The following is an 18,208-nucleotide window of genomic DNA, read 5'->3' as shown; positions in this document are numbered from 1 at the left end:
CCGATGACTGACCCCACCCCCGCGCAGCTTGCCGCTGGCGAGGCTCACGGCCTTCCCCCAGCGCTGTGCGCCCGCCTGCGCGGCGAGACAGACGAGGAGCTCCAGGCGGACGCCGTGGCGTTCGTGGAAGCCTTCGGCACCCCAGAGCCGCCCGCGCCTGTGTACCGCTCCGGCGGCCCCCGCGGAGTCGATGTAGCGAGCTCTGGCGGACGGGGCAGCGTCAGCGCAGGCGCCGCGCTCTACCGCGAGCGCCACGGGCTCGACGAGGACGGCCGGCGCCCGGCGAAGAAGCCGGGGCCGAAGCCGACGAACCGCAACCCGTTCTGGACCAACGACCTCACGTGGGAGAACCGCTAACGGTCGGATTGACGCGCCCGGCGCCAGCCCACAGCCTCTACCGCCTCGATGGCGTCGGCGAGCTGCGTCATGTCGTTCGTCGGCTGCTGAGACACCTGGACGCGGTACGCGAATACCTTGTGGCCGGCCTTGAGTCGAGCCGCAGCCGCCGTATCCGGTCGTGCTGCCGTGACGTGATTCCTGAAGCTCATGGACGTCACGGTAAGCGCCTAGAGGATCCGTGTCAGGCGCTTGACCCCAGGGGCATGGACCCCTCCGAGCAACCTCCAAGACCGTACAGGTGCTGGTCCTCGCGCTCTGTACGGGTCTGGGGGATCTGAAAGGGCCCGCCGGCCCCCGGTCCGCGGTAGGCCCGGAGGCGACCATACAGCCCCTTCTAGGGGGTGCTGAGCGCCGCTCCAGCGGTGAAAGTGTGACTCGCCCGGCATAGTGGACGAGCGCATATCCGCAGATGAGAGGCTTGAAAGTGTGACCTGCCCCCCAGTAGGATGAACCCATGGATACGGTAGACCGGCGCCGCGAACTGTTTGATCGGCTGGTCGAGCTCGTGTTGGCGTACGAAGCCGATTTGGATGGCGAGTGGGGATGCGGTCACACGATCTCCCAGATTACGGCTGGCGAATGCCCTGATCGGACGCCCCTGACCATTGAAGCGTTGCGCCTCATCGCGGAGCTTCGCTCATGAAGAGGACGTGCGCGATGTGCCCCAACGAGCTTCCGCTCATGGCGCGCTCGCACGCCCGCACTTGTTCTCCTCGCTGCCGCAAGGCTCTGTCCCGTGCAGCGAAGAACGCGCTCCCGGACGAGCTGACGACCCGCGACAGGTGGGTCCGACGCGCTGCGGACAAGCGCCCGTTGACCGTCGCCGGCATGCCGGCGTCCTCGACGGACCCGCGGACGTGGAGCACGTACAAAGACGCCTCCGCCTCGACGGCTGGCGTCGGTCTGGGCTTCGTCCTCTCCGACGAGGACGACATCGTCTGCATCGACCTGGACCACTGCATCAACACCCTCACGGGCCGCCTGGCGCCGTGGGCCGCAGCCATCCTCCGCGACGCGGGCGCCACCTACGTAGAGGTGTCCCCGTCCGGCGACGGGCTGCACATCTGGGGCCGCGCTGACGTCCGACAGGGACGGCGCATCCGGCGCCCCGACGGTACGGCCGTGGAGATCTACGGGACCGGCCGCTACATCGCGATGACGGGGCGCCGACACGGCAACGCCCCGTCGATCCTCGCTGATGCATCAGCGCTAGTCGACCAGCTCACATAGCGCTAGCTTCGGTGGGGGGTTCGCCCCCCTTGCCCTTCCGAAGTTCATCACGAAGGGCGCGCAACGAACGAACCGCCAGCGTCGCCTTCTTGCTGAGTGGGGGGATCTGTTCCAGAGCGTGCCGGACGACGAGCTGAGCGCCGCCAATGGCGCTCACACTGAACGCAACCCAGCCAACGGTTTCCATGTGGTCCTTCACCCTTCTTGGGTGGCCGGACCGGGGCGCACGCGCACTCGGCCCGACCACACGCGTGTGTAGTCGAAGCCGAGATGCGCTACCCAGCAAGCCCCGTACTAGCGGGGCTCAGCGGATCTCGAAGAAGCTAGTTCTTGATCCTTTAAGTCAGATTTTCTTGGTGTACCACGCTCTCCGCGCTGGGAGCTGGAGGCGGTTAGGGACCGGAAGCCCTAAGGCCCGTTCCCGCTGGCGAGCACCCACTGGGGGCCCGGCAGTGGCCACACTGTACCACCGATTTCCCACAACCCATCTAAATTTCAGACCACTTGAAGGCCCGCAGCCCCGTGCTGTGGGCCTTCTGCGTTTCCCAACTTGAGAGGTTCCTCATGCCCGCAAACCTGAACGATCCGTGCGCCCGCGACGGCTGTACCTTCCTGCCCCTCTTGGTGCAGGTCGGTGACTCCCTACTCCCGACCGTGCATTGTTCGCACGCCTGTGCTGACTTCTGCTGGCTTGAACGGTCGCTCTCGGCGGCGCCGGTCACGGATGCGACGCCCGGAGCCCTGGAGGGGCTGGAGGAGCTTCGACGTCGACTGAACGCGCGACGAGAGCCGTTCGACATGGGCCCCCTGGTGGAGTTCTGATGGCCGTTGACCTGGACATCGTCGGCACCGCCGGCGTAGACGTCGTTCCCGTCGCCCCACGTTTTCACCAGAAGCTTCAGGCGATCGTCATCCCTGCCGCGGATCGCGTTGGGCAGCAGGCGGGGCGGGTCCTCGGGGAACACATAGCCGACGCCATGGTGCGGCAAATTGCGCCTTCGCTCTCGGAGGCGATCACCTCTGGCGGCCGTGCTGCGCAGACGTCGGCAAGCCGGCAGGGTTCCGAGTCGGGTGGCGCCTTCGCGAACAGCCTGCGGCGGAAGCTCGAAGTCGCGTTCCGCGCGATGCCCCGCCTCGACGTCCGTCTCTCCGACACTGGCGTTGACGCCGAGCTCGCGCGTCTTCGGGCTCGCCTGGAGACCCTGGCCGGCAAGCGAATCGGCATCGACGTCTCGACGGAAGCCGCGGAAGCGGAAGTGGCGCGGATCCAAGCCGAACTGGAGCGGCTCGGAGCCACGCACCCCGAAGTCTCTGTCCGCGCTGACACCGCGACCGCCCGCGCCGCTCTGGCGGAGATCCGTGCGGAGATCGCGGCCGTCGACAACGCGGATCCCGAAGTCGACGTCAAGGTCGACACGAGCGGCGCCCGCATGTCGCTGATGGCGCTCGGGATCGAGATGGCTGCTCTGCTCGCCATTCCCCTGGGACCCGTCATCGCCGGCGGGCTTGGTGCCGTCGTCTCCATGACGGCCGTCGCGGCCGCCGGTTTCGGCTCCCTCGCCCTCGTTGCGGTCCCCGCCATTATGGGCGTGGGTAAGGCGCTGACGGCGCAGACGGCCGCGCAGGAAGACGCGGACGCCGCTACTCGACGTGGCGCAGCAGCCGCGCAGACGGCCGCGTCCAGGGCCCTTCAGCTCGAAGGTGCTCAGGCGTCGCTCGCAGCCGCCCACCGCAACGCGGCCCGCACGATCGCGCAGGCCAACCGCTCCATCGAGGACGCGGAGCGGGCACTCGCGCAGGCCGGCATCCGTGCCGCGGAGCAGCGACGGCAGTCCCTCCGCGCGATCGAAGACGCCGAGCGCTCCCTTGCGCAGGCCGTTACGCGCGCGGCGGACCAGCAGCGTCAGGCGGCCGAGTCCGTCGAGCGCGCTGAGCGCTCCCTCGCTGACGCCAAGCGCGACGCGCAGAAGGCGGAACAGGAGCTCGCCGACGCCCGAGCGCGGGCCTTTGCGGACCTGGAACGCCAGCGCCAGGAGCTGGAGCGCCAGCGCAAGGACACGCACGAGCGCCTGGAGGACGCCTCCCTCGACGAGCGGGACGCCGTCCTTCGCGTCCGGGAGGCTCAGGAAGAGCTCGCCCGGGTGATGGCGGACCCGAAGGCGACCGATCTCCAGAAGGAGCGGGCCAAGCTCGCGGCCGACGAGGCGGAGCACGGTCTCAAGCGTCAGCGGCAGGAAATCAAGGAGCTCCGCGATTCCCTGACCGACCACAGCAAGCGTGCAGTCCTGGAGACCGACGAGATAGCCGCCGCCCAGGACCGGCTGGTCGAAGCTCAGCAGAAGGTCAAGGACGAAGCGAAGGCTGTGGCCGACGCCCAGGGAGCTGCGGCGCGCACGCAGGTCGAGACCCTGGAGGACATCGCCGACGCTCAGCGTCGCGTGGTCGACGCCCAGGAGGACGCCACCCGCTCGCAGGTCGAGTCTCAGCGCAACCTCGTGGACGCTCAGCGACGTGTCGCGGACGCCGTGGACCGTGCGGCAGAGGCCCAGGTGTCGGCCGCGGAGAGCGTCGAGTCCGCCGAACGCTCCCTGGAGTCGGCCCGGCTGTCGTCGTCCTCCGTGACGTCGACGGCGATCGACAAGCAGGCGAAGTACCGCGAGGAACTCGCGAAGCTCACGCCGGCGCAGCGGGACCTCTTCGATTCGGTGAACGGGCTCAAGGACGCCTTCAAGGAGTGGCACACCAACCTTCAGCCCGAAGTCCTCGGAATTTTCACGCGGATGGTGGACGGGGCGGCGAAGATGTTGCCGTCGTTCACTCCGCTCGTGAAGGGTGCTGCCGCCGGCGTCAAGGAACTGATGGACCGCGCGAGCGCGGACCTGAAGGAACCGTTCTGGAAGTCCTTCAAGGACGACCTCGACAAGTCCGTGAAGCCGGCAGTCGTCGGATTCGGCATCGCATTCGGCAACGTCTTCAAGGGCATCGCCGGAATCATCGATGCATTCCTGCCCCACATGGACAGGATTTCCGACAAGTCGGAGACCCTGACGGCACGTTTCGCGGCTTGGGGGACGAGCCTCAAGGGAAGCCCGGAATTCGAGAGCTTCCTGAGGTACGTCGCTGAACAGGCGCCAATTGTAAGCGGGATCGTTTCGGGCGTTCTCGATGCGTTGACTGGCGTTGCAACGGCGTTGAGTCCAGTTTCGACGGCGCTTATGAAGGTGCTGACGCCGTTGTTCGACGGCGTTTCGTGGCTTGCCGAAAACATGCCTGGACTCGTACAGACGCTGTGGGGTTTCTGGGCAGTAAGCAAGGCGATCACGCTTGGAATGGCGGGGTACGCGTTTGCGATGTCCCTGTACGCCACGGTGACGGGTCTAGCTGCCCTGGAAACGTGGAGTCTGTCGGCGGCGCTGGCTACCTCAGGAATCGGTCCCCTAATCGCGACTGTTGCGGTAGTTGTTGCAGGCTTGGCGGCGGCTGTTGTCTACGCTTATCAGGAATGGGATTGGTTCCGCACGGTCGTCGACGGCGCCGTCAACGGAATTGCTACGGCTGCCATGTGGCTGTGGGACGAGATCCTGAAGCCCGCGTTCGACGGTATCTGGTGGGCCATCAAGGGTGTCGGCGACATCGCTGTATGGCTGTGGGAGAACGCAATCAAGCCCTCCTTCGAGCTCATCATGGAGGCCGCGCAGATCTTCGTAACGGCCGTCGTGACGTGGGCGCTCCTGCCGGCGTACCTGGCCTTCAAGGCGCTTGGTGAAATAGCCAAGTGGCTGTGGAAGGAGGCAATCCGGCCTTCCTTCGACTGGATCGCCGACAAGGCTATATGGCTGTGGGACAAGGGTCTTCGCCCTGTCTTCCAGTGGATCGGCGACAAGGCACTCTGGCTCTACAATAGCGCCATCAAGCCCGCGTTCAGGGGCGGCGCTGACGTCATCAGGGCGCTCGGTGACGGCGCGAAGTGGGTGTGGGACAAGACCCTCAACCCGGTGTTCGGCTGGATCGGCGAAAAGGGCGACTGGCTGTACAAAAAGGCCCTGAAGCCCGCCTTCGACGGCATCAACAAAGCCATCGACGCTGTGGCCGACAGCTTTGCCGTGGCGCGTGACGCCATTAAGAAGGCGTGGGACGCCGTCGCGGATATCGCGAAGAAGCCCGTAAAATTCGTCATCAAGCACGTGTACAACGGGGGCATCGTTCCCCTGTGGAACAAGGTGGCGGGCATCACCGGCGCCGACAAGCTCGAAAAGATGGATCTCTCTGGCTGGGCGCGCGGTGGTATTCTGCCGGGCCAGTCCTCCTGGAGGGACGGGGACGATCAGCTCGTCCCGATGCGTCGCGGCGAAGGCGTTTACGTCTCCGAAGCGATGCGTGACCCGTACGAGCGTGCTCGCCTCTACGCCGTCAACAAGGCGGCCATGCACGGCCAGTCGCTCGCCCAGTTCCAGGGCGGCTACGCCGAAGGCGGCATCGTCGGATGGCTGAAGGACCGCGCGGACGACGTCGGCGACTTCTTCAGTAACCCGCTCGCGGTGTTCAGTAAGGCCAAGGATCTGATTACCGATCAGATGAAGGGCATTCTGACAAACCCGTGGGCGAGGCAGATCGGAAGAATCCCGATCAACTTCCTGACGAAGCTCAAGGACAAGGCGCTCGACTTCCTCGGCTTCGGCCCTGACGGGACGAAGAAGGACGTCGCCGGCGGCTCGTGGACCATGCCCGTCAACGCTCCCTTCGGCACCCCGTTCGGCAAGCAGGGTTCGATGTGGGCATCTGGTCGCCATAGCGGTCTCGACTTCCCCGCAGCCGTCGGCACCGCGATCCGGGCCGTCGACGACGGACGGGTCAGCTTGGCGAAGAACGGCGGCCCCTACGGCATCCACGTCACCGTGAACCACGGGGGCGGGATGAGCTCCCTCTACGCCCATATGTCGAAGATGCTCGTCGACGCTGGGGCGCAGGTCCGAGCCGGCCAGGTCATCGGCCAGGTCGGTGCAACGGGCAACGTCACCGGCCCGCACCTCCACCTGGAGGCGCGGAAGAACGGCGTCGCCGTCGACCCGATGCCGTTCCTGATGGCCAACGACGGCACGGGCGGGAAGGGTGTCGAGCGTTGGCGCTCCGTCGTCCTCCAGGCGCTCCGGATGACCGGCAACCCGGTTGACCACGCGAACCTGACGCTGCGGCGCCTTAATCAGGAGTCTGGCGGTAATCCGCTTGCCGTCAACGACTGGGACATCAACGCCGTGAACGGCACACCGTCGGTCGGTTTGATGCAGCTAATCAGGCCCACCTTCGACGCCTATGCCGGCATCATGCGCAGCGTCGGCCCGAAGTTGCACGGCGTCTCGGTGAACCCTCTCGCGAACGTCTACGCCTCGATGCGCTACGCGATGGACCGCTACGGCTCGCTCCCGACGGCCTACAACCGTCCGGGCGGATACGGGTCGGGCGGCTTCCCCGCAGCGGGGGAGGTTGCGTGGGTCGGCGAGCACGGGCCCGAGCTCGTCCGCTTCCTCCACCCCGCGCAGGTCTACAGCAACAGCGAGTCCATGGCGATGGCCCGTGCGGCGTCGACGATTCCCGCGGGAGCCGGGCGCGGCGGACCGGCACAGATTCACGCTGACGTGCATGTCTACATCGGCGACCGCGAGATTACGGACATCGTGCGCACGGAGATCAACATCCGTGACGCCGATACAGCGCGGGCGCTCGAATACGGACGCCGCGTCTGATCACCCGCTAGCTTCGCCCCCGCCATGGGGACGGACGAGCACACCCCCGGGTGCCCCGATGCCGACATGGCACGGGGCACCTGCCCATAGATATTCGAGAGGACGACCATGTTCAACAACATGCCCGTCAAGGAGCAGCCGACCACGTGCCAGCACTGCGGGGCTGACGTGCCTCAGACGCAGGGGCCGGGCCGCGTGAAGCTGTGGTGCACTCCAGAGCACGGCCGGCTGTGGCGACGGAAGGCACGCTTCTTCGGCTGGCTCTAGGCCCTGATTTCGTCCATGAGCATCCGCAGTGTTAGTGAGTGCTTCTCTGGCGGTAGCTGATCCATGGCGGCTGTCGCGTAGGCCAATCCACCCTGCTTGTCGCCGGCCCTGGCGAGCATGAGGCCCCTGTGCAGCTCCAGGTGTGTCGCGAACCGGGGCAGCGCGGCGGGTAGCTCTCGACGAGCGGCATCCTGAGCCTCGACGGCTCCTCGCTCGTCGCCGAGACGAGCGAGGAGAAGCGACATGAAGACGTTGACCCGCCACCACGGCACCGCGTAGTCACTGGTTTGCTCGTGTGACCCGGCCTTGTCGAAGATGCGGCGACCCTCCTCCAGGAGCCGACGGGCCTCGCCGACGTCGCCCCGGAGAGCTGCGGCATGAGCTTTACCGAAGACGGCGTTGAGGAGTCCGAGAGACGGGCGGTCACTGATGGCCATGGCTTGGTCAGCCAGTACGTCAGCGACGCCGAGTGAGGCCCCCTCGTAACCCAGAGCAATAGCAGCCCGGCCGCGAACCCATACGCGTGCGTCGTCGTCCCCGGACTCGTCTGCCGCCTGTGCGGCCATGCGGTACCAATGGACCGCCTTCGACCCGTCCGATCCGGGGAACGTCTTCGCGTAGAGCGTCATCAGGCGGCTAGCGACGGACCACAGTCGGGGGTTCTCCAACTGCTGCTGCACTGCGACGAGTTCGGCGCTTACACGTCGCTGGATGTCTGCGGCCCCCAGAGACATGTACTCCGTGCCGTACGTCGCTAGCTTGCTCTCCCATTCGTCGATGGAGGGCCCACCGCGGAGACGAGCGGCAAACCCCTCACTGAGGAGGTCCGAAGCGACGACGGGAGCTATGGCGGCACCCACGGCGTCAGTCAGGAAGTCGCGGCGCCGCACTTCACCCTCCAGGACAGCTAGGGGCACGTCTAGGACGGCCGACAGACACCGGAGGTAAAACGGCCCCGGTGTTGCCTTGCAACGCTCCCAGCGGCTGACGTACTCCCGTTCCAGGTTCGTTCCGAAGGCGTCGTTGATCGCCGACGCTAGTCGCCCTTGGCTCCATCCGCGAGCCTCGCGAAGATCCCGGATCAGTGCCCCGATCGTCATGCCCCCATCTTGCCCCTAGCTCTGCCCCTTGACATGGGCAAACGGGTGAACGGGGGCGCCTTGCCCCTACTCCTGCCCCTAGTCCCAGCGCTGGTTTAGGACGAACCTCCGTCTGGAGGAAGGGCGGTTAGGCATGGAGGAGCACTGGCAGCCGGCAAAAGCCAGGTATGCCGTCGACAGGGACGGTCGGATCGGCCGGGTGACGGATCTTTTCGCGGGGCGCGCCTGCCTCGTCCCGCCGGGCGGAGGGCGTGAGTGGGAAGTCGAGTCGGAAGAACTCCGCCGGCCGACGGACGACGAGGCGGCGCGTATCCGCGTGCTGACCACGCCTGTGCAGAAGGAGGCGTGATGATCCAGACCGTTCAGGAATTCCCGATCGATCTCCCCGGGATACTTCTCCCCGACCCCGAGCCGCACCCCGGCTGCACGATCTGCGCTGACCTGTCGACGCGCTACCGGCGATACCGGGGAACGGACGAGTCGGCGGCGACGGATTGCGCCGTAGAGATCAGGAACCATCCGCATCGTCCGCTGAAGCTCCGCTTCTCGTCCCTGCCGACGGTGAAGCGATGAGCGTCAGGGCTGTGTACCGATTCGAGACGTACCGCCTGCATCGGGTCCCCGGTAATCCGGCGTCCGTGACGTACCGGTGCACGCACCAGGGGTGCGGGTGGTCGGTAGGCCCCACGGAGGACGTCGACAGCGCGTCGAACGCGTGCATCGACCACCGCGCGGGCACTCGCCATGGCATCTTCGCCACCCATGTAGACGACATCGCGGTGGTCGTGCCCGTGGAGCCCAAGGAATAGAGCTCCGCTCCCTCGTCGTAGGAGGGAGCGGTACGAGCCCGCGTCGCGCAGCTCGCGACTGCCGACGCGGAGAGCGGGCGGGGGCGCCCGGTGAGGTCCGCGTGCCCCCGTCCGTGCAAGTGCAGTGGTGGCACACTGCACGCCCGCAGGGGACGGAGACGGCGAATCGTCGTCCCCTGCCGGCCCCGGTTGTTCTCCCTCCCCCGTAGGAGAGCAACCGGGGCTTCTTCGTGCTGCTAACCTAGGGAATTAAGCTCGATCGCGGGGCAGCGGTCCATCACCATGTCCAGGCCCGCCTCCGTCGTGCGGGCGTACGCGGCCTCGTCGACGACGCCGAGCTGGAACCAGACCGCCTTCGCGCCGATCTCCCGCGCCTCGTCGGCGACCGCGCCGGCCAGGTCGCCGTTGACGAAGACGTCCACGACGTCGACGGGGAAGGGGATGTCGGCGAGCGAGGCGTAACCCGGCTCCCCGTGCACCGTCTCCGCCTTCGGGTGCACCGGCACGATCCGCTTGCCGAAGCGCTGGAGGACGGCCGCCACCCCGTAGGCCGCGCGCGCCCGGTTCGAGGAGAGGCCCACGATCGCCCAGGTGTCGCCCGTGCCCGTCAGGATCCGGCGGACGGTCTCCTCCTCGGAACGCTCCGTCGCCGCGGTGGTCGTGGTGTCGACGCTCATCCTGGTGCCTTCCTTCGTCGTGCCTTCTGCGCCTGCGGCCCGTACGGCCCTTCCCCCGGTACGAACCCACCGCGCCCCGCGATCCTTCCCGCACCGGCGGAGCCGCCCGGTCCGGGCGGCGCGGAGCACGACGCGCCCGGCACGTAGGCTGGCGGGATGCAGGAGCAGTACCGCACGCCGGCACGCGAGGGCGTCCACGAGACCGAGATCAACCGTTCGCGCTTCCTCTGCGCGCTCGCACCGGTCGCCGACGAACGCGAGGCGCAGGAGTTCGTGGCGCGGATCCGCCGGGAGCACCCGACGGCCACCCACAACTGTTACGCCTACGTGCTCGGCGCCGACGCCTCCGTGCAGAAGGCGAGCGACGACGGAGAGCCCGGCGGCACCGCCGGCGTCCCCATGCTCCAGATGCTGCTGCGCCGCGACACGCGGTACGTCGCCGCCGTCGTCACCCGCTACTACGGGGGCGTCAAACTCGGCGCGGGCGGCCTCATCCGCGCGTACGGCGGCGTCGTCGGCGAAGCCCTCGACGCGCTCGGCACCCTCACCCGGCGGCGCTACCGGCTCGCCACCGTCACCGTCGACCACCAGCGGGCCGGAAAACTGGAGAACGACCTGCGGTCCACCGGCCGCGCCGTGCGGGAGGTGCGGTACGCCGACGCCGTCACCATCGAGATCGGCCTCCCCGACGCCGACGTGCCCGCCTTCCGCGCCTGGCTCGCCGACGTGACGGCCGGCACGGCCACCGTGGAACTCGGCGGCGAGGCGTACGGCGACGCCTGACCCGCCCCCGCTTCCCCGCCCCGCCCTTCTCCCCGCCCCCGCTTCCGCGCTCCCCGTCCCCGTCCCCGTCTCCCCGTGTGGCCCCGGCCATCCCCTCCGCCGGGTTAGCGTGGTGGCTGCACAAGACCGGACCCGGCGCACCGGGCGGGGCCGGGACCAGGGGTGAGGAGCGGCACGCGCATGCGGGGTGGGACGACGACGTGAGGTTCCTGCACACCTCGGACTGGCACCTCGGCCGGTCCTTCCACCGCGTCGGCCTGCTCGACGCCCAGGCCGCCTTCCTCGACCACCTCGTCGCCACCGCGCGCGACCGCGAGGTGGACGCCGTCCTCGTCGCCGGCGACGTCTACGACCGGGCCGTGCCGCCGCTCCCCGCCGTCGAGCTCTTCGACCGCGCCCTGCACCGCCTCGCCGAGGCCGGCGTGCCCACCGTCATGATCTCCGGCAACCACGACTCCGCCCGCCGGCTCGGCGTCGGCGCCGGACTCCTCGGCCGCGCCGGCATCCACCTGCGGACCGACCCGGCCGGCGTCGGCACCCCCGTCGTCCTCACCGACGCCCACGGCGAGGTCGCCCTCTACGGCCTGCCGTACCTGGAACCGGCCCTCGTGCGCGAACAGCTCGGCGCGGCGAAGTCCGGCCACGAGGCCGTGCTCGGCGCCGCCATGGACCGGGTCAGGGCGGACCTCGCGGCCCGGCCCGCCGGCACCCGGTCCGTCGTCCTCGCGCACGCCTTCGTCGCCGGCGGCGCGCCCAGCGACAGCGAGCGCGACATCACCGTCGGCGGCGTCTCTGCCGTCCCCGCCACCGTCTTCGACGGGGTCGACTACGTGGCCCTCGGCCACCTGCACGGCTCCCAGACCCTCACCCCGCGCGTGCGGTACTCCGGTTCGCCGCTCGCCTACTCCTTCTCCGAGGCCGACCACCGCAAGACCATGTGGCTGATCGACCTCGGCGCGGACGGCGACGTCACCGCCGCGGAGCGCGTCGACTGCCCCGTGCCCCGCCCCCTCGCCCGCCTCCGGGGCCGCCTCGACGACCTGCTCGCCGACCCGGCCCACGACCGGCACCGGGACTCCTGGATCGAGGCCACCCTCACCGACGCCGTACGGCCGCGCGACCCCATGGCCCGGCTCGCCGAACGCTTCCCGTACACCCTCAACCTCGTCTTCGAGCCCGAGCGCGCCGACACCGACTCCCTCGCCTCCTACGCCCAGCGCCTCCGGGGCCGCAGCGACCGGCAGATCGCCGAGGACTTCGTGGCCCACGTCCGCGGCGGCGGACTCGACACGGCGGAACGGACCGTGCTGTACGGCGCCTTCGACGACGTCCGCGTCGAGGCCGCCACCACCGAGCGCGAGGGGGGCCGATGAGGCTGCACCGCCTGGAGATCACCGCCTTCGGCCCCTTCGCGACCCCCCAGACCGTCGACTTCGACGCCCTGTCCACCGCCGGGCTCTTCCTCCTCCACGGCCCCACCGGCGCCGGCAAGACCTCCGTCCTCGACGCCGTCTGCTTCGCCCTGTACGGCAGCGTGCCCGGCGCCCGCCAGGCCCCCGGCACCACCCTCCGCAGCGACCACGCGCCGGCCGGCACGCCGACCGAGGTGCGGCTCGACCTGACCGTCGCCGGCCGCCGCCTGGAGATCACGCGCAGGCCCGCCCAGCCGCGCCCCAAGAAGCGCGGCGACGGCTTCACCACCGAGAAGGCGCAGAGCACCCTGCGCGAGTACGACCCCGCCACGCGCACGTGGACCGGCCTCAGCAGGTCCCACCAGGAGATCGGCGAGGAGATCACCCAGCTCCTCGGCATGAGCCGCGACCAGTTCTGCCAGGTCGTCCTGCTCCCGCAGGGCGACTTCGCCCGCTTCCTGCGCTCCGACGCCGAGGAGCGCGGCAAGCTCCTCGGCCGGCTCTTCGACACCCGCCGCTTCGCCGCCGTCGAGGAACGCCTCGCCGAGCTGCGCCGCGTCGCCGCCCACCGCGTCGAGGAGGGCGACGCCCGGCTCCTCGCCCTCGCCCACCGCATGGCCCAGGCCGCCGAGGGACTCCCCGCCGCCCGCACCCCGGTCGACGGCAGGCCCGGCGAACCCGGCCTCGCCGACGCCGTCCTCGGCTGGGGCGCCGTCGCCCGCACCGAGGCCCGCGAGGCCGTCGACATCGCCGCCGTGCGCCTCGCCGCCGCCGAACGCGCCGAGGCCCGCGCCCGGGCCGCCGCCGGACACGCCCGGGACCTCGCCGCCCGCCAGGCCCGCCACGCCGAGGCCCTGCGCCGCCGCGAGGCGCTCACCGCGCGGATCCCCGACCGCGACCGCGACCGGCACGCCCTCGACCTCGCCCTCAAGGCCGACCGGGTGGCCCCCGCGCTCGCCCTGCGCCACGAGGCCGAACGCGAGCACGCCGCGGCCCTGGCCGCCCGCGGATCGGCCCGCTCCCTGCTCCCCCCCGACCTCGCCGACGCCCCGGCCGAACAGCTCTCCGCCCTGGAGAACCGGCTCCGCGAGGAACTCGGCGGACTCGCCGCCGCCCGCCGCGCCGAGAGCCGCGCCGCCGCCCTCGCCGAGGAACGCGCCCTCCTGGAGCGCGAGGCCCGCGCCGACGAGGAGGCCCTCCAGGAGGCGGCCGACTGGCTCGCCGACTGGGAACCCCGCCGCGCCGGCCTCCAGCGGCGCGTCGACACCGCGCAGGACGCCGCCGCCCGCGCCGAACAGCTCGCCGGCCGGCTCGAACCCCTCCGCCTCCGGCTCGCCGCCGCCCGCCGCCGCGACACCCTCGCCCGGACCCTCGCCCGGGCCGAGGAGCGGCACGCGACCGCCCGCGAGCACCGCAACGCCGCGCACGAGACCTGGCTCGACCTCAAGTCCCGCAGGCTGCGCGGCATCGCCGCCGAACTCGCGGCCACCCTCACCGACGGCGACCCCTGCCAGGTCTGCGGCTCCACCAGCCACCCCGCGCCCACCCCCACCACCGCCGACCACGTCGACCGGGCCGCCGAGGAAGCCGCCTACGCCCGCTACACGGAGGCCGAGGAGGCCGGCCGCGCCGCCGAACACGAACTCGTCGCCACCCGGGAGGCACTCGCGGCGGCCCGCGAGGAGGTCCGTTCCCTGGCCCCTCCCGGGCAGACGCACGACCAGCCCACCGTCGACGAACTCGCCGCCGAGGCCGCGGAACTGACCGCCCGGCACGCCGAGGCGCAGGCCCTCGCCGCCCGGACCCACGCGGCGCGCGAGGCCCTGGCCCGCGCCGAGCGCGAGCACGAGGACAGGGCGGCCGCCCGGCGGGAGGCGGAACGGCGCGTCGCCGCCCGCACCTCGCACCGCGAGGCCCTCGACCGGCAGCGGGCCGCGCTCGCCGAGGAACTGGCCCGGGGACGCGGCGCGTTCGCCACCGTGGCCGAACACGCCGACCGCCTGGAGCGGCGCATCGCCCTCCTGGTCGACGCCGCCGGAGCCGTACGCGCCGAGGAGAGCGCCGTCGACCGCCTCAAGAAGGCCGACGCCCAGCTCGCCGACGCCGCCTACGCGTGCGGCTTCGCCACCCCCGCCGAGGCCGCGGCGGCCCTCCTCGACGAGCACGGCCGCCGCACGCTCCGGCACCGCCTCGACGCCTGGCAGGCCGAGGCCGCGGCCGTCGCCGACCGGCTCGCCGAACCCGGCGTCGAGGAGGCCGCCGCGCTCCCGCCCGCCGACCCGGCCGGCGCCGAGGCCGCCCACGCCGCCGCGGAACGGACCCTGCGGGCCGCCGCGGCCGGCCTCGCCGCCGCCCGCGAGCGCGCCGCCGGCCTCACCGGCCTCGCCCGTCAGGCCGAGACCGAGGTACGGCGCCTGGGCCCGCTGCGCGCCGCGCACGACCGGGTCGCGCGGCTCGCCGGCCTCACCGCCGGCACCTCCGCCGAGAACGAGCGCCGGATGCGGCTGGAGTCGTACGTCCTCGCCGCCCGGCTCGAACAGGTCGCCGCGGCCGCCTCCGCCCGCCTCCAGCGCATGTCCTCCGGCCGCTACACGCTCGTCCACTCCGACGCGCGCGCCGGCGCCCGGCGCAGCGGCCTCGGCCTGCACGTCGTCGACGCCTGGACCGGCCACACGCGCGACACCGCCACCCTCTCGGGCGGCGAGACCTTCTTCGCCTCCCTCGCCCTCGCCCTCGGCCTCGCCGACGTCGTCACCGACGAGGCCGGCGGCGTCCGCCTCGACACCCTCTTCATCGACGAGGGCTTCGGCAGCCTCGACGACCAGACCCTCGACGAGGTCCTCGACGTCCTGGACTCGCTGCGCGAACGGGACCGGAGCGTCGGCATCGTCAGCCACGTCGCCGACCTGCGCCGCCGGATCCCGGCCCAGCTGGAGGTCACCAAGGACCGCCGCGGTTCGGCCGTCCGCCTCCGCCCGGGCGGCGACGGGCTCAGCGGCTGACGGGACGGCGGGGGAGCGGCGAGGAGTAGACGACGCTGGTCGTCACCGACCCGAGCGTGCCGATCTTCCCGGAGATCTCCTCCAGGTGCCGCATGGACCGGGCGGCGACCTTGATCACGAAGCAGTCGTCGCCGGTGACGTGGTGCGCCTCCAGCACCTCGGGCGTGGCGGCGACCAGGTCGTGGAACGGCTTGTAGTTGCCGGTGGGGTAGCGGAGCCGGACGAAGGCGAGGATGGGCAGTCCGAGCCGCTCGTGGTCGACCACGGCGGTGTACCCCGTGATCACCCCCGCCTCCTCCAGGCGGCGCACCCGCTCGGTCACGGCCGACGGCGACATGGAGACGGCGCGGGCGAGTTCGGCGTAGCTGGCCCGGCCCTGGGCCTGGAGGGCGTCGAGGATCCGCCAGTCGGTGGCGTCCGGTGCGTAGTCGTGCATGACCAGAGCCAACAGGGGTTTCCCCGGCGGATCAAGGCGTCCGCCGGGGAAACGTGCCGTGACGCGCCGTCAGAGCCGGGAGATCTCGTCCACGAGGTCGTCCAGGCCCAGCGGACCCTGGCTCAGCGCCGCCATGTGCCAGCGCTTCGCGTCGAAGGCGTCGCCGTGCGCCTCGCGGGCCCGCTCGCGGCCGAGCAGCCAGGCCCGCTCGCCCAGCTTGTAGCCGATGGCCTGGCCCGGCATCGACAGGTAGCGCGTCAGCTCGCTCTCCACGAACGCCGGCGGCCGGCTGCTGTGCCGCTGGAAGAACTCCTGCGCCAGCTCCGGCGTCCACCGCTCGCCCGGGTGGAACGGCGAGTCCGCCGGGATCTCCAGGCCCAGGTGCATGCCGATGTCCACGATCACCCGGCAGGCCCGCATCATCTGCGCGTCCAGGTAACCGAGCCGGCGCTCCGCGTCCGGCAGGAAGCCGAGCTCGTCCATGAGCCGCTCGGCGTACAGCGCCCAGCCCTCCGCGTTGGCGCTGACCATGCCGATGGTGGCCTGGTAGCGGGAGAGGCTGTCGGCGACGTGCACCCACTGCGCGATCTGGAGGTGATGGCCGGGCACGCCCTCGTGGTACCAGGTCGACACCAGGTCGTAGACGGGGAACCGGGTCTGCCCGTCCACCGGCAGCCAGGTGCGGCCGGGCCGCGAGAAGTCCTCGGAGGGGCCGGTGTAGTACGGGGCGGCGGCCCCGCCCGCGGGCGCGATGCGGGACTCCACCCGCCGCACGCGCTCGGCCAGTTCGAAGTGGGTGCCGTCGAGCGCGTCGATGGCCTCGTCCATGAGCCGCTGGAGCCACGCGCGGACCTCGTCGACGCCCTCGATGTGGGTGCCGTGCTCGTCGAGGTGGGCGAGCGCCTCCCACGGGTCGGAGCCGGGCAGGATCCGGTCGGCCTCGGCGCGCATCTCGCCGAGCAGCCGGTGGTACTCGGCCCAGCCGTAGGCGTACGCCTGGTCGAGGTCGAGGTCGGTGCCGTTGAAGTAGCGGCTCCAGCGGCGGTAGCGCTCGCGGCCCACGGTGTCGGGGGCGCCGGCGATCGCGGGGGCGTACACGTCGCGCATCCAGTCGCGCAGCGAGGCGAGGGCGGCGCCGGCCCCGACGGCGGCCTCGGCGAGCTCCGTCCGCAGTTCCCCGGGCAGCGTGTCGGGCCGGGCCGCGGCGTACTGCTCGAACCAGCCCGGCTCGCCCTCGCCGCCCGCCCAGTCGGTGAGCTGCCCGATGAAGGTGGCGGTGGCCCGCGGCCCGCCGAAGAGCTTGCGCTCCAGACCGAGCGCGAGCGAGGCCCGGTACCCCTCCAGCGCGGCCGGGACGGCCCGCAGCCGCTGGGCGACGGCCGTCCAGTCGTCCTCGGTGTCGGTGGGCATCACGGTGAAGACGATCCGGACGCTGTGCACCGGCGACCGCATGTTGCTGACCGCGCACAGGCCCTCGTCGGCGTCGTGCACGGCCAGTTCGGCGGTCAGCCGCTCCCGGAGCAGCCGGGCGCAGCGCCGCTCGGCGTCGCTGTCCGCGCCCGGGGTCCGCTCGGCCTCGTCGAGGAGGGCGAGGGTCCGGCGGGCGAGTGCGGCCACGGCCTCCTGGCCTTCGGGGGAGAAGTCGGGAAGACGGCCGGCGCTCTCCCGGACTCCCAGGTGGGTGCCGGTGATCGGGTCGAGGGCGATGAGGTCGTCGACATAGGCGTCGGCGACCTGGCGGGGCAGCTTGCTGCGGGAACTCTCTGGCATGTGTCTCATCCTGATGCCTCCATCGGCCTCCCGTCACCCTCGGACGGAGTCACACGGCCGACAAGGACGCTCCCGCGCCGGGCGGCATCAGGGGGCCGCAGTCCCACTGCTGGAAGATCAGCCGGGTCTCGACGCGTGCCACCTCGCGCTGCGAGGTGAACTCGTCGAGCACGAGTCGTTGCAGGTCGGCGGGGTCGGCGACGGCCACGTGCACGAGGTAGTCGTCGGGTCCCGTGAGGTGGAACAGGGCCCGGGACTCGGGCAGGGCCCGGATCCGCTCCACGAACGGACCGATCAGTTCCCGTCGGTGGGGCCGCACCTGGACGAGCAGCAACGCCTCCAGACCACGGCCGAGTTTGGCCGGATCGAGTCGGAGCTGGTGGCCGAGGACGACGCCGGTGCGGCGGAGCCGGGCCACCCGGTCCAGACAGGTGGAGGGAGCGACGCCGACCTCGGCGGCGAGCTCGCGGTAGGTGGTCCGGGCGTCGTTCTGCAGAAGGCGGAGAATGTGCAGATCGACCGTGTCCAGTACGACAGATTCGGCCATCGGGCGAACGTAGCACGGATGTGCGTCGCTACTTC

At 70.9% G+C, this 18,208-nt stretch carries 15 protein-coding genes; 9 read left to right on the top strand and 6 right to left on the bottom strand.

Translation table 11 applies throughout. The annotated features are described in order from the left end of the window. The first annotated feature begins 3 nt into the window (after positions 1-3). Complete coding sequence (locus AB0E83_RS24755) at positions 4-357, top strand: hypothetical protein (RefSeq protein WP_362115843.1); 354 nt, start codon at positions 4-6, stop codon at positions 355-357. On the opposite strand, the gene AB0E83_RS24750 is transcribed toward AB0E83_RS24755, so the two are convergent. Further along, positions 354-548, bottom strand: a complete 195-nt coding sequence (locus AB0E83_RS24750) for a hypothetical protein (RefSeq protein ID WP_362115840.1) — start codon at positions 546-548, stop codon at positions 354-356. The two genes, AB0E83_RS24755 and AB0E83_RS24750, sit on opposite strands and share 4 nt — an antisense overlap. A 305-nt stretch (positions 549-853) precedes the next feature. Between AB0E83_RS24750 and AB0E83_RS24745 the strand changes: the two genes are divergently transcribed. From AB0E83_RS24745 to AB0E83_RS24735, 3 genes are all read left to right on the top strand, one after another. Continuing rightward, positions 854-1,042 carry a hypothetical protein gene (locus AB0E83_RS24745; RefSeq protein WP_362115838.1) on the top strand — a complete coding sequence of 63 codons (189 nt, stop codon included), beginning with the start codon at positions 854-856 and terminating at the stop codon, positions 1,040-1,042. Then, on the top strand, positions 1,039-1,629 hold the full coding sequence (locus tag AB0E83_RS24740; RefSeq protein ID WP_362115835.1) for a bifunctional DNA primase/polymerase: 591 nt from the start codon (positions 1,039-1,041) through the stop codon (positions 1,627-1,629). The genes AB0E83_RS24745 and AB0E83_RS24740 overlap by 4 nt, the downstream gene beginning before the upstream one ends. Before the next feature lie 821 nt (positions 1,630-2,450). Continuing rightward, complete coding sequence (locus tag AB0E83_RS24735; RefSeq protein WP_362115832.1) at positions 2,451-7,370, top strand: peptidoglycan DD-metalloendopeptidase family protein; 4,920 nt, start codon at positions 2,451-2,453, stop codon at positions 7,368-7,370. Positions 7,371-7,633: 263 nt separating this feature from the next. On the opposite strand, the gene AB0E83_RS24730 is transcribed toward AB0E83_RS24735, so the two are convergent. After that, positions 7,634-8,737, bottom strand: coding sequence for a helix-turn-helix transcriptional regulator (locus tag AB0E83_RS24730; protein WP_362115829.1), 1,104 nt, complete (start codon positions 8,735-8,737; stop codon positions 7,634-7,636). A gap of 133 nt (positions 8,738-8,870) precedes the next feature. Between AB0E83_RS24730 and AB0E83_RS24725 the strand changes: the two genes are divergently transcribed. Together AB0E83_RS24725 and AB0E83_RS24720 are read left to right on the top strand one after the other, a co-directional pair. Continuing rightward, positions 8,871-9,086, top strand: a complete 216-nt coding sequence (locus AB0E83_RS24725) for a hypothetical protein (RefSeq protein ID WP_362115826.1) — start codon at positions 8,871-8,873, stop codon at positions 9,084-9,086. Further along, complete coding sequence (locus AB0E83_RS24720; protein WP_362115823.1) at positions 9,086-9,310, top strand: hypothetical protein; 225 nt, start codon at positions 9,086-9,088, stop codon at positions 9,308-9,310. Before AB0E83_RS24725 ends, AB0E83_RS24720 begins: the two co-directional genes overlap by 1 nt. A 472-nt stretch (positions 9,311-9,782) precedes the next feature. Here AB0E83_RS24720 and AB0E83_RS24715 read toward each other — a convergent pair whose 3' ends face one another. After that, the gene (locus tag AB0E83_RS24715; protein ID WP_362115820.1) at positions 9,783-10,223 is read right to left on the bottom strand and encodes a CoA-binding protein; all 441 of its coding nucleotides are present in this window, start codon (positions 10,221-10,223) and stop codon (positions 9,783-9,785) included. Between the two features lie 156 nt (positions 10,224-10,379). On the opposite strand from AB0E83_RS24715, the gene AB0E83_RS24710 reads away from it, so the two are divergent. The 3 genes from AB0E83_RS24710 (at position 10,380) to AB0E83_RS24700 (ending at position 15,420) form a co-directional block, all read left to right on the top strand. Continuing rightward, positions 10,380-11,006 carry a YigZ family protein gene (locus AB0E83_RS24710; protein ID WP_362115817.1) on the top strand — a complete coding sequence of 209 codons (627 nt, stop codon included), beginning with the start codon at positions 10,380-10,382 and terminating at the stop codon, positions 11,004-11,006. Positions 11,007-11,206: 200 nt separating this feature from the next. After that, on the top strand, positions 11,207-12,379 hold the full coding sequence (locus tag AB0E83_RS24705) for an exonuclease SbcCD subunit D (RefSeq protein ID WP_362115814.1): 1,173 nt from the start codon (positions 11,207-11,209) through the stop codon (positions 12,377-12,379). Further along, entirely contained in the window at positions 12,376-15,420 is a 3,045-nt protein-coding gene (locus AB0E83_RS24700) for an SMC family ATPase (RefSeq protein ID WP_362115811.1), read from the top strand. The genes AB0E83_RS24705 and AB0E83_RS24700 overlap by 4 nt, the downstream gene beginning before the upstream one ends. Here AB0E83_RS24700 and AB0E83_RS24695 read toward each other — a convergent pair. The 3 genes from AB0E83_RS24695 to AB0E83_RS24685 form a co-directional block, all read right to left on the bottom strand. Next, complete coding sequence (locus tag AB0E83_RS24695; protein ID WP_362115808.1) at positions 15,410-15,856, bottom strand: Lrp/AsnC family transcriptional regulator; 447 nt, start codon at positions 15,854-15,856, stop codon at positions 15,410-15,412. The genes AB0E83_RS24700 and AB0E83_RS24695 overlap by 11 nt on opposite strands. A 69-nt stretch (positions 15,857-15,925) precedes the next feature. Next, complete coding sequence (locus tag AB0E83_RS24690) at positions 15,926-17,626, bottom strand: DUF885 domain-containing protein (protein WP_362115805.1); 1,701 nt, start codon at positions 17,624-17,626, stop codon at positions 15,926-15,928. A 49-nt stretch (positions 17,627-17,675) separates the two neighbouring features. Further along, the gene (locus AB0E83_RS24685; protein WP_362115802.1) at positions 17,676-18,173 is read right to left on the bottom strand and encodes an Lrp/AsnC family transcriptional regulator; all 498 of its coding nucleotides are present in this window, start codon (positions 18,171-18,173) and stop codon (positions 17,676-17,678) included. Positions 18,174-18,208: the final 35 nt, after the last annotated feature.

Origin of the sequence: Streptomyces sp. NPDC035033 (assembly GCF_040636735.1) — a bacterium.
GTDB lineage: Bacteria > Actinomycetota > Actinomycetes > Streptomycetales > Streptomycetaceae > Streptomyces.
Note: the sequence above shows the minus strand (reverse complement) of the source record. Positions and strands in the feature narration are given on the sequence as shown.

Coding starts and splice junctions, on each gene's coding strand:
- AB0E83_RS24755 (WP_362115843.1), top strand. CDS start 4: ATGACTGACCCCACCCCCGCGCAGCTTGCCGCTGGCGAGGCTCACGGC.
- AB0E83_RS24750 (WP_362115840.1), bottom strand. CDS start 548: ATGAGCTTCAGGAATCACGTCACGGCAGCACGACCGGATACGGCGGCT.
- AB0E83_RS24745 (WP_362115838.1), top strand. CDS start 854: ATGGATACGGTAGACCGGCGCCGCGAACTGTTTGATCGGCTGGTCGAG.
- AB0E83_RS24740 (WP_362115835.1), top strand. CDS start 1,039: ATGAAGAGGACGTGCGCGATGTGCCCCAACGAGCTTCCGCTCATGGCG.
- AB0E83_RS24735 (WP_362115832.1), top strand. CDS start 2,451: ATGGCCGTTGACCTGGACATCGTCGGCACCGCCGGCGTAGACGTCGTT.
- AB0E83_RS24730 (WP_362115829.1), bottom strand. CDS start 8,737: ATGACGATCGGGGCACTGATCCGGGATCTTCGCGAGGCTCGCGGATGG.
- AB0E83_RS24725 (WP_362115826.1), top strand. CDS start 8,871: ATGGAGGAGCACTGGCAGCCGGCAAAAGCCAGGTATGCCGTCGACAGG.
- AB0E83_RS24720 (WP_362115823.1), top strand. CDS start 9,086: ATGATCCAGACCGTTCAGGAATTCCCGATCGATCTCCCCGGGATACTT.
- AB0E83_RS24715 (WP_362115820.1), bottom strand. CDS start 10,223: ATGAGCGTCGACACCACGACCACCGCGGCGACGGAGCGTTCCGAGGAG.
- AB0E83_RS24710 (WP_362115817.1), top strand. CDS start 10,380: ATGCAGGAGCAGTACCGCACGCCGGCACGCGAGGGCGTCCACGAGACC.
- AB0E83_RS24700 (WP_362115811.1), top strand. CDS start 12,376: ATGAGGCTGCACCGCCTGGAGATCACCGCCTTCGGCCCCTTCGCGACC.
- AB0E83_RS24695 (WP_362115808.1), bottom strand. CDS start 15,856: ATGCACGACTACGCACCGGACGCCACCGACTGGCGGATCCTCGACGCC.
- AB0E83_RS24690 (WP_362115805.1), bottom strand. CDS start 17,626: ATGCCAGAGAGTTCCCGCAGCAAGCTGCCCCGCCAGGTCGCCGACGCC.
- AB0E83_RS24685 (WP_362115802.1), bottom strand. CDS start 18,173: ATGGCCGAATCTGTCGTACTGGACACGGTCGATCTGCACATTCTCCGC.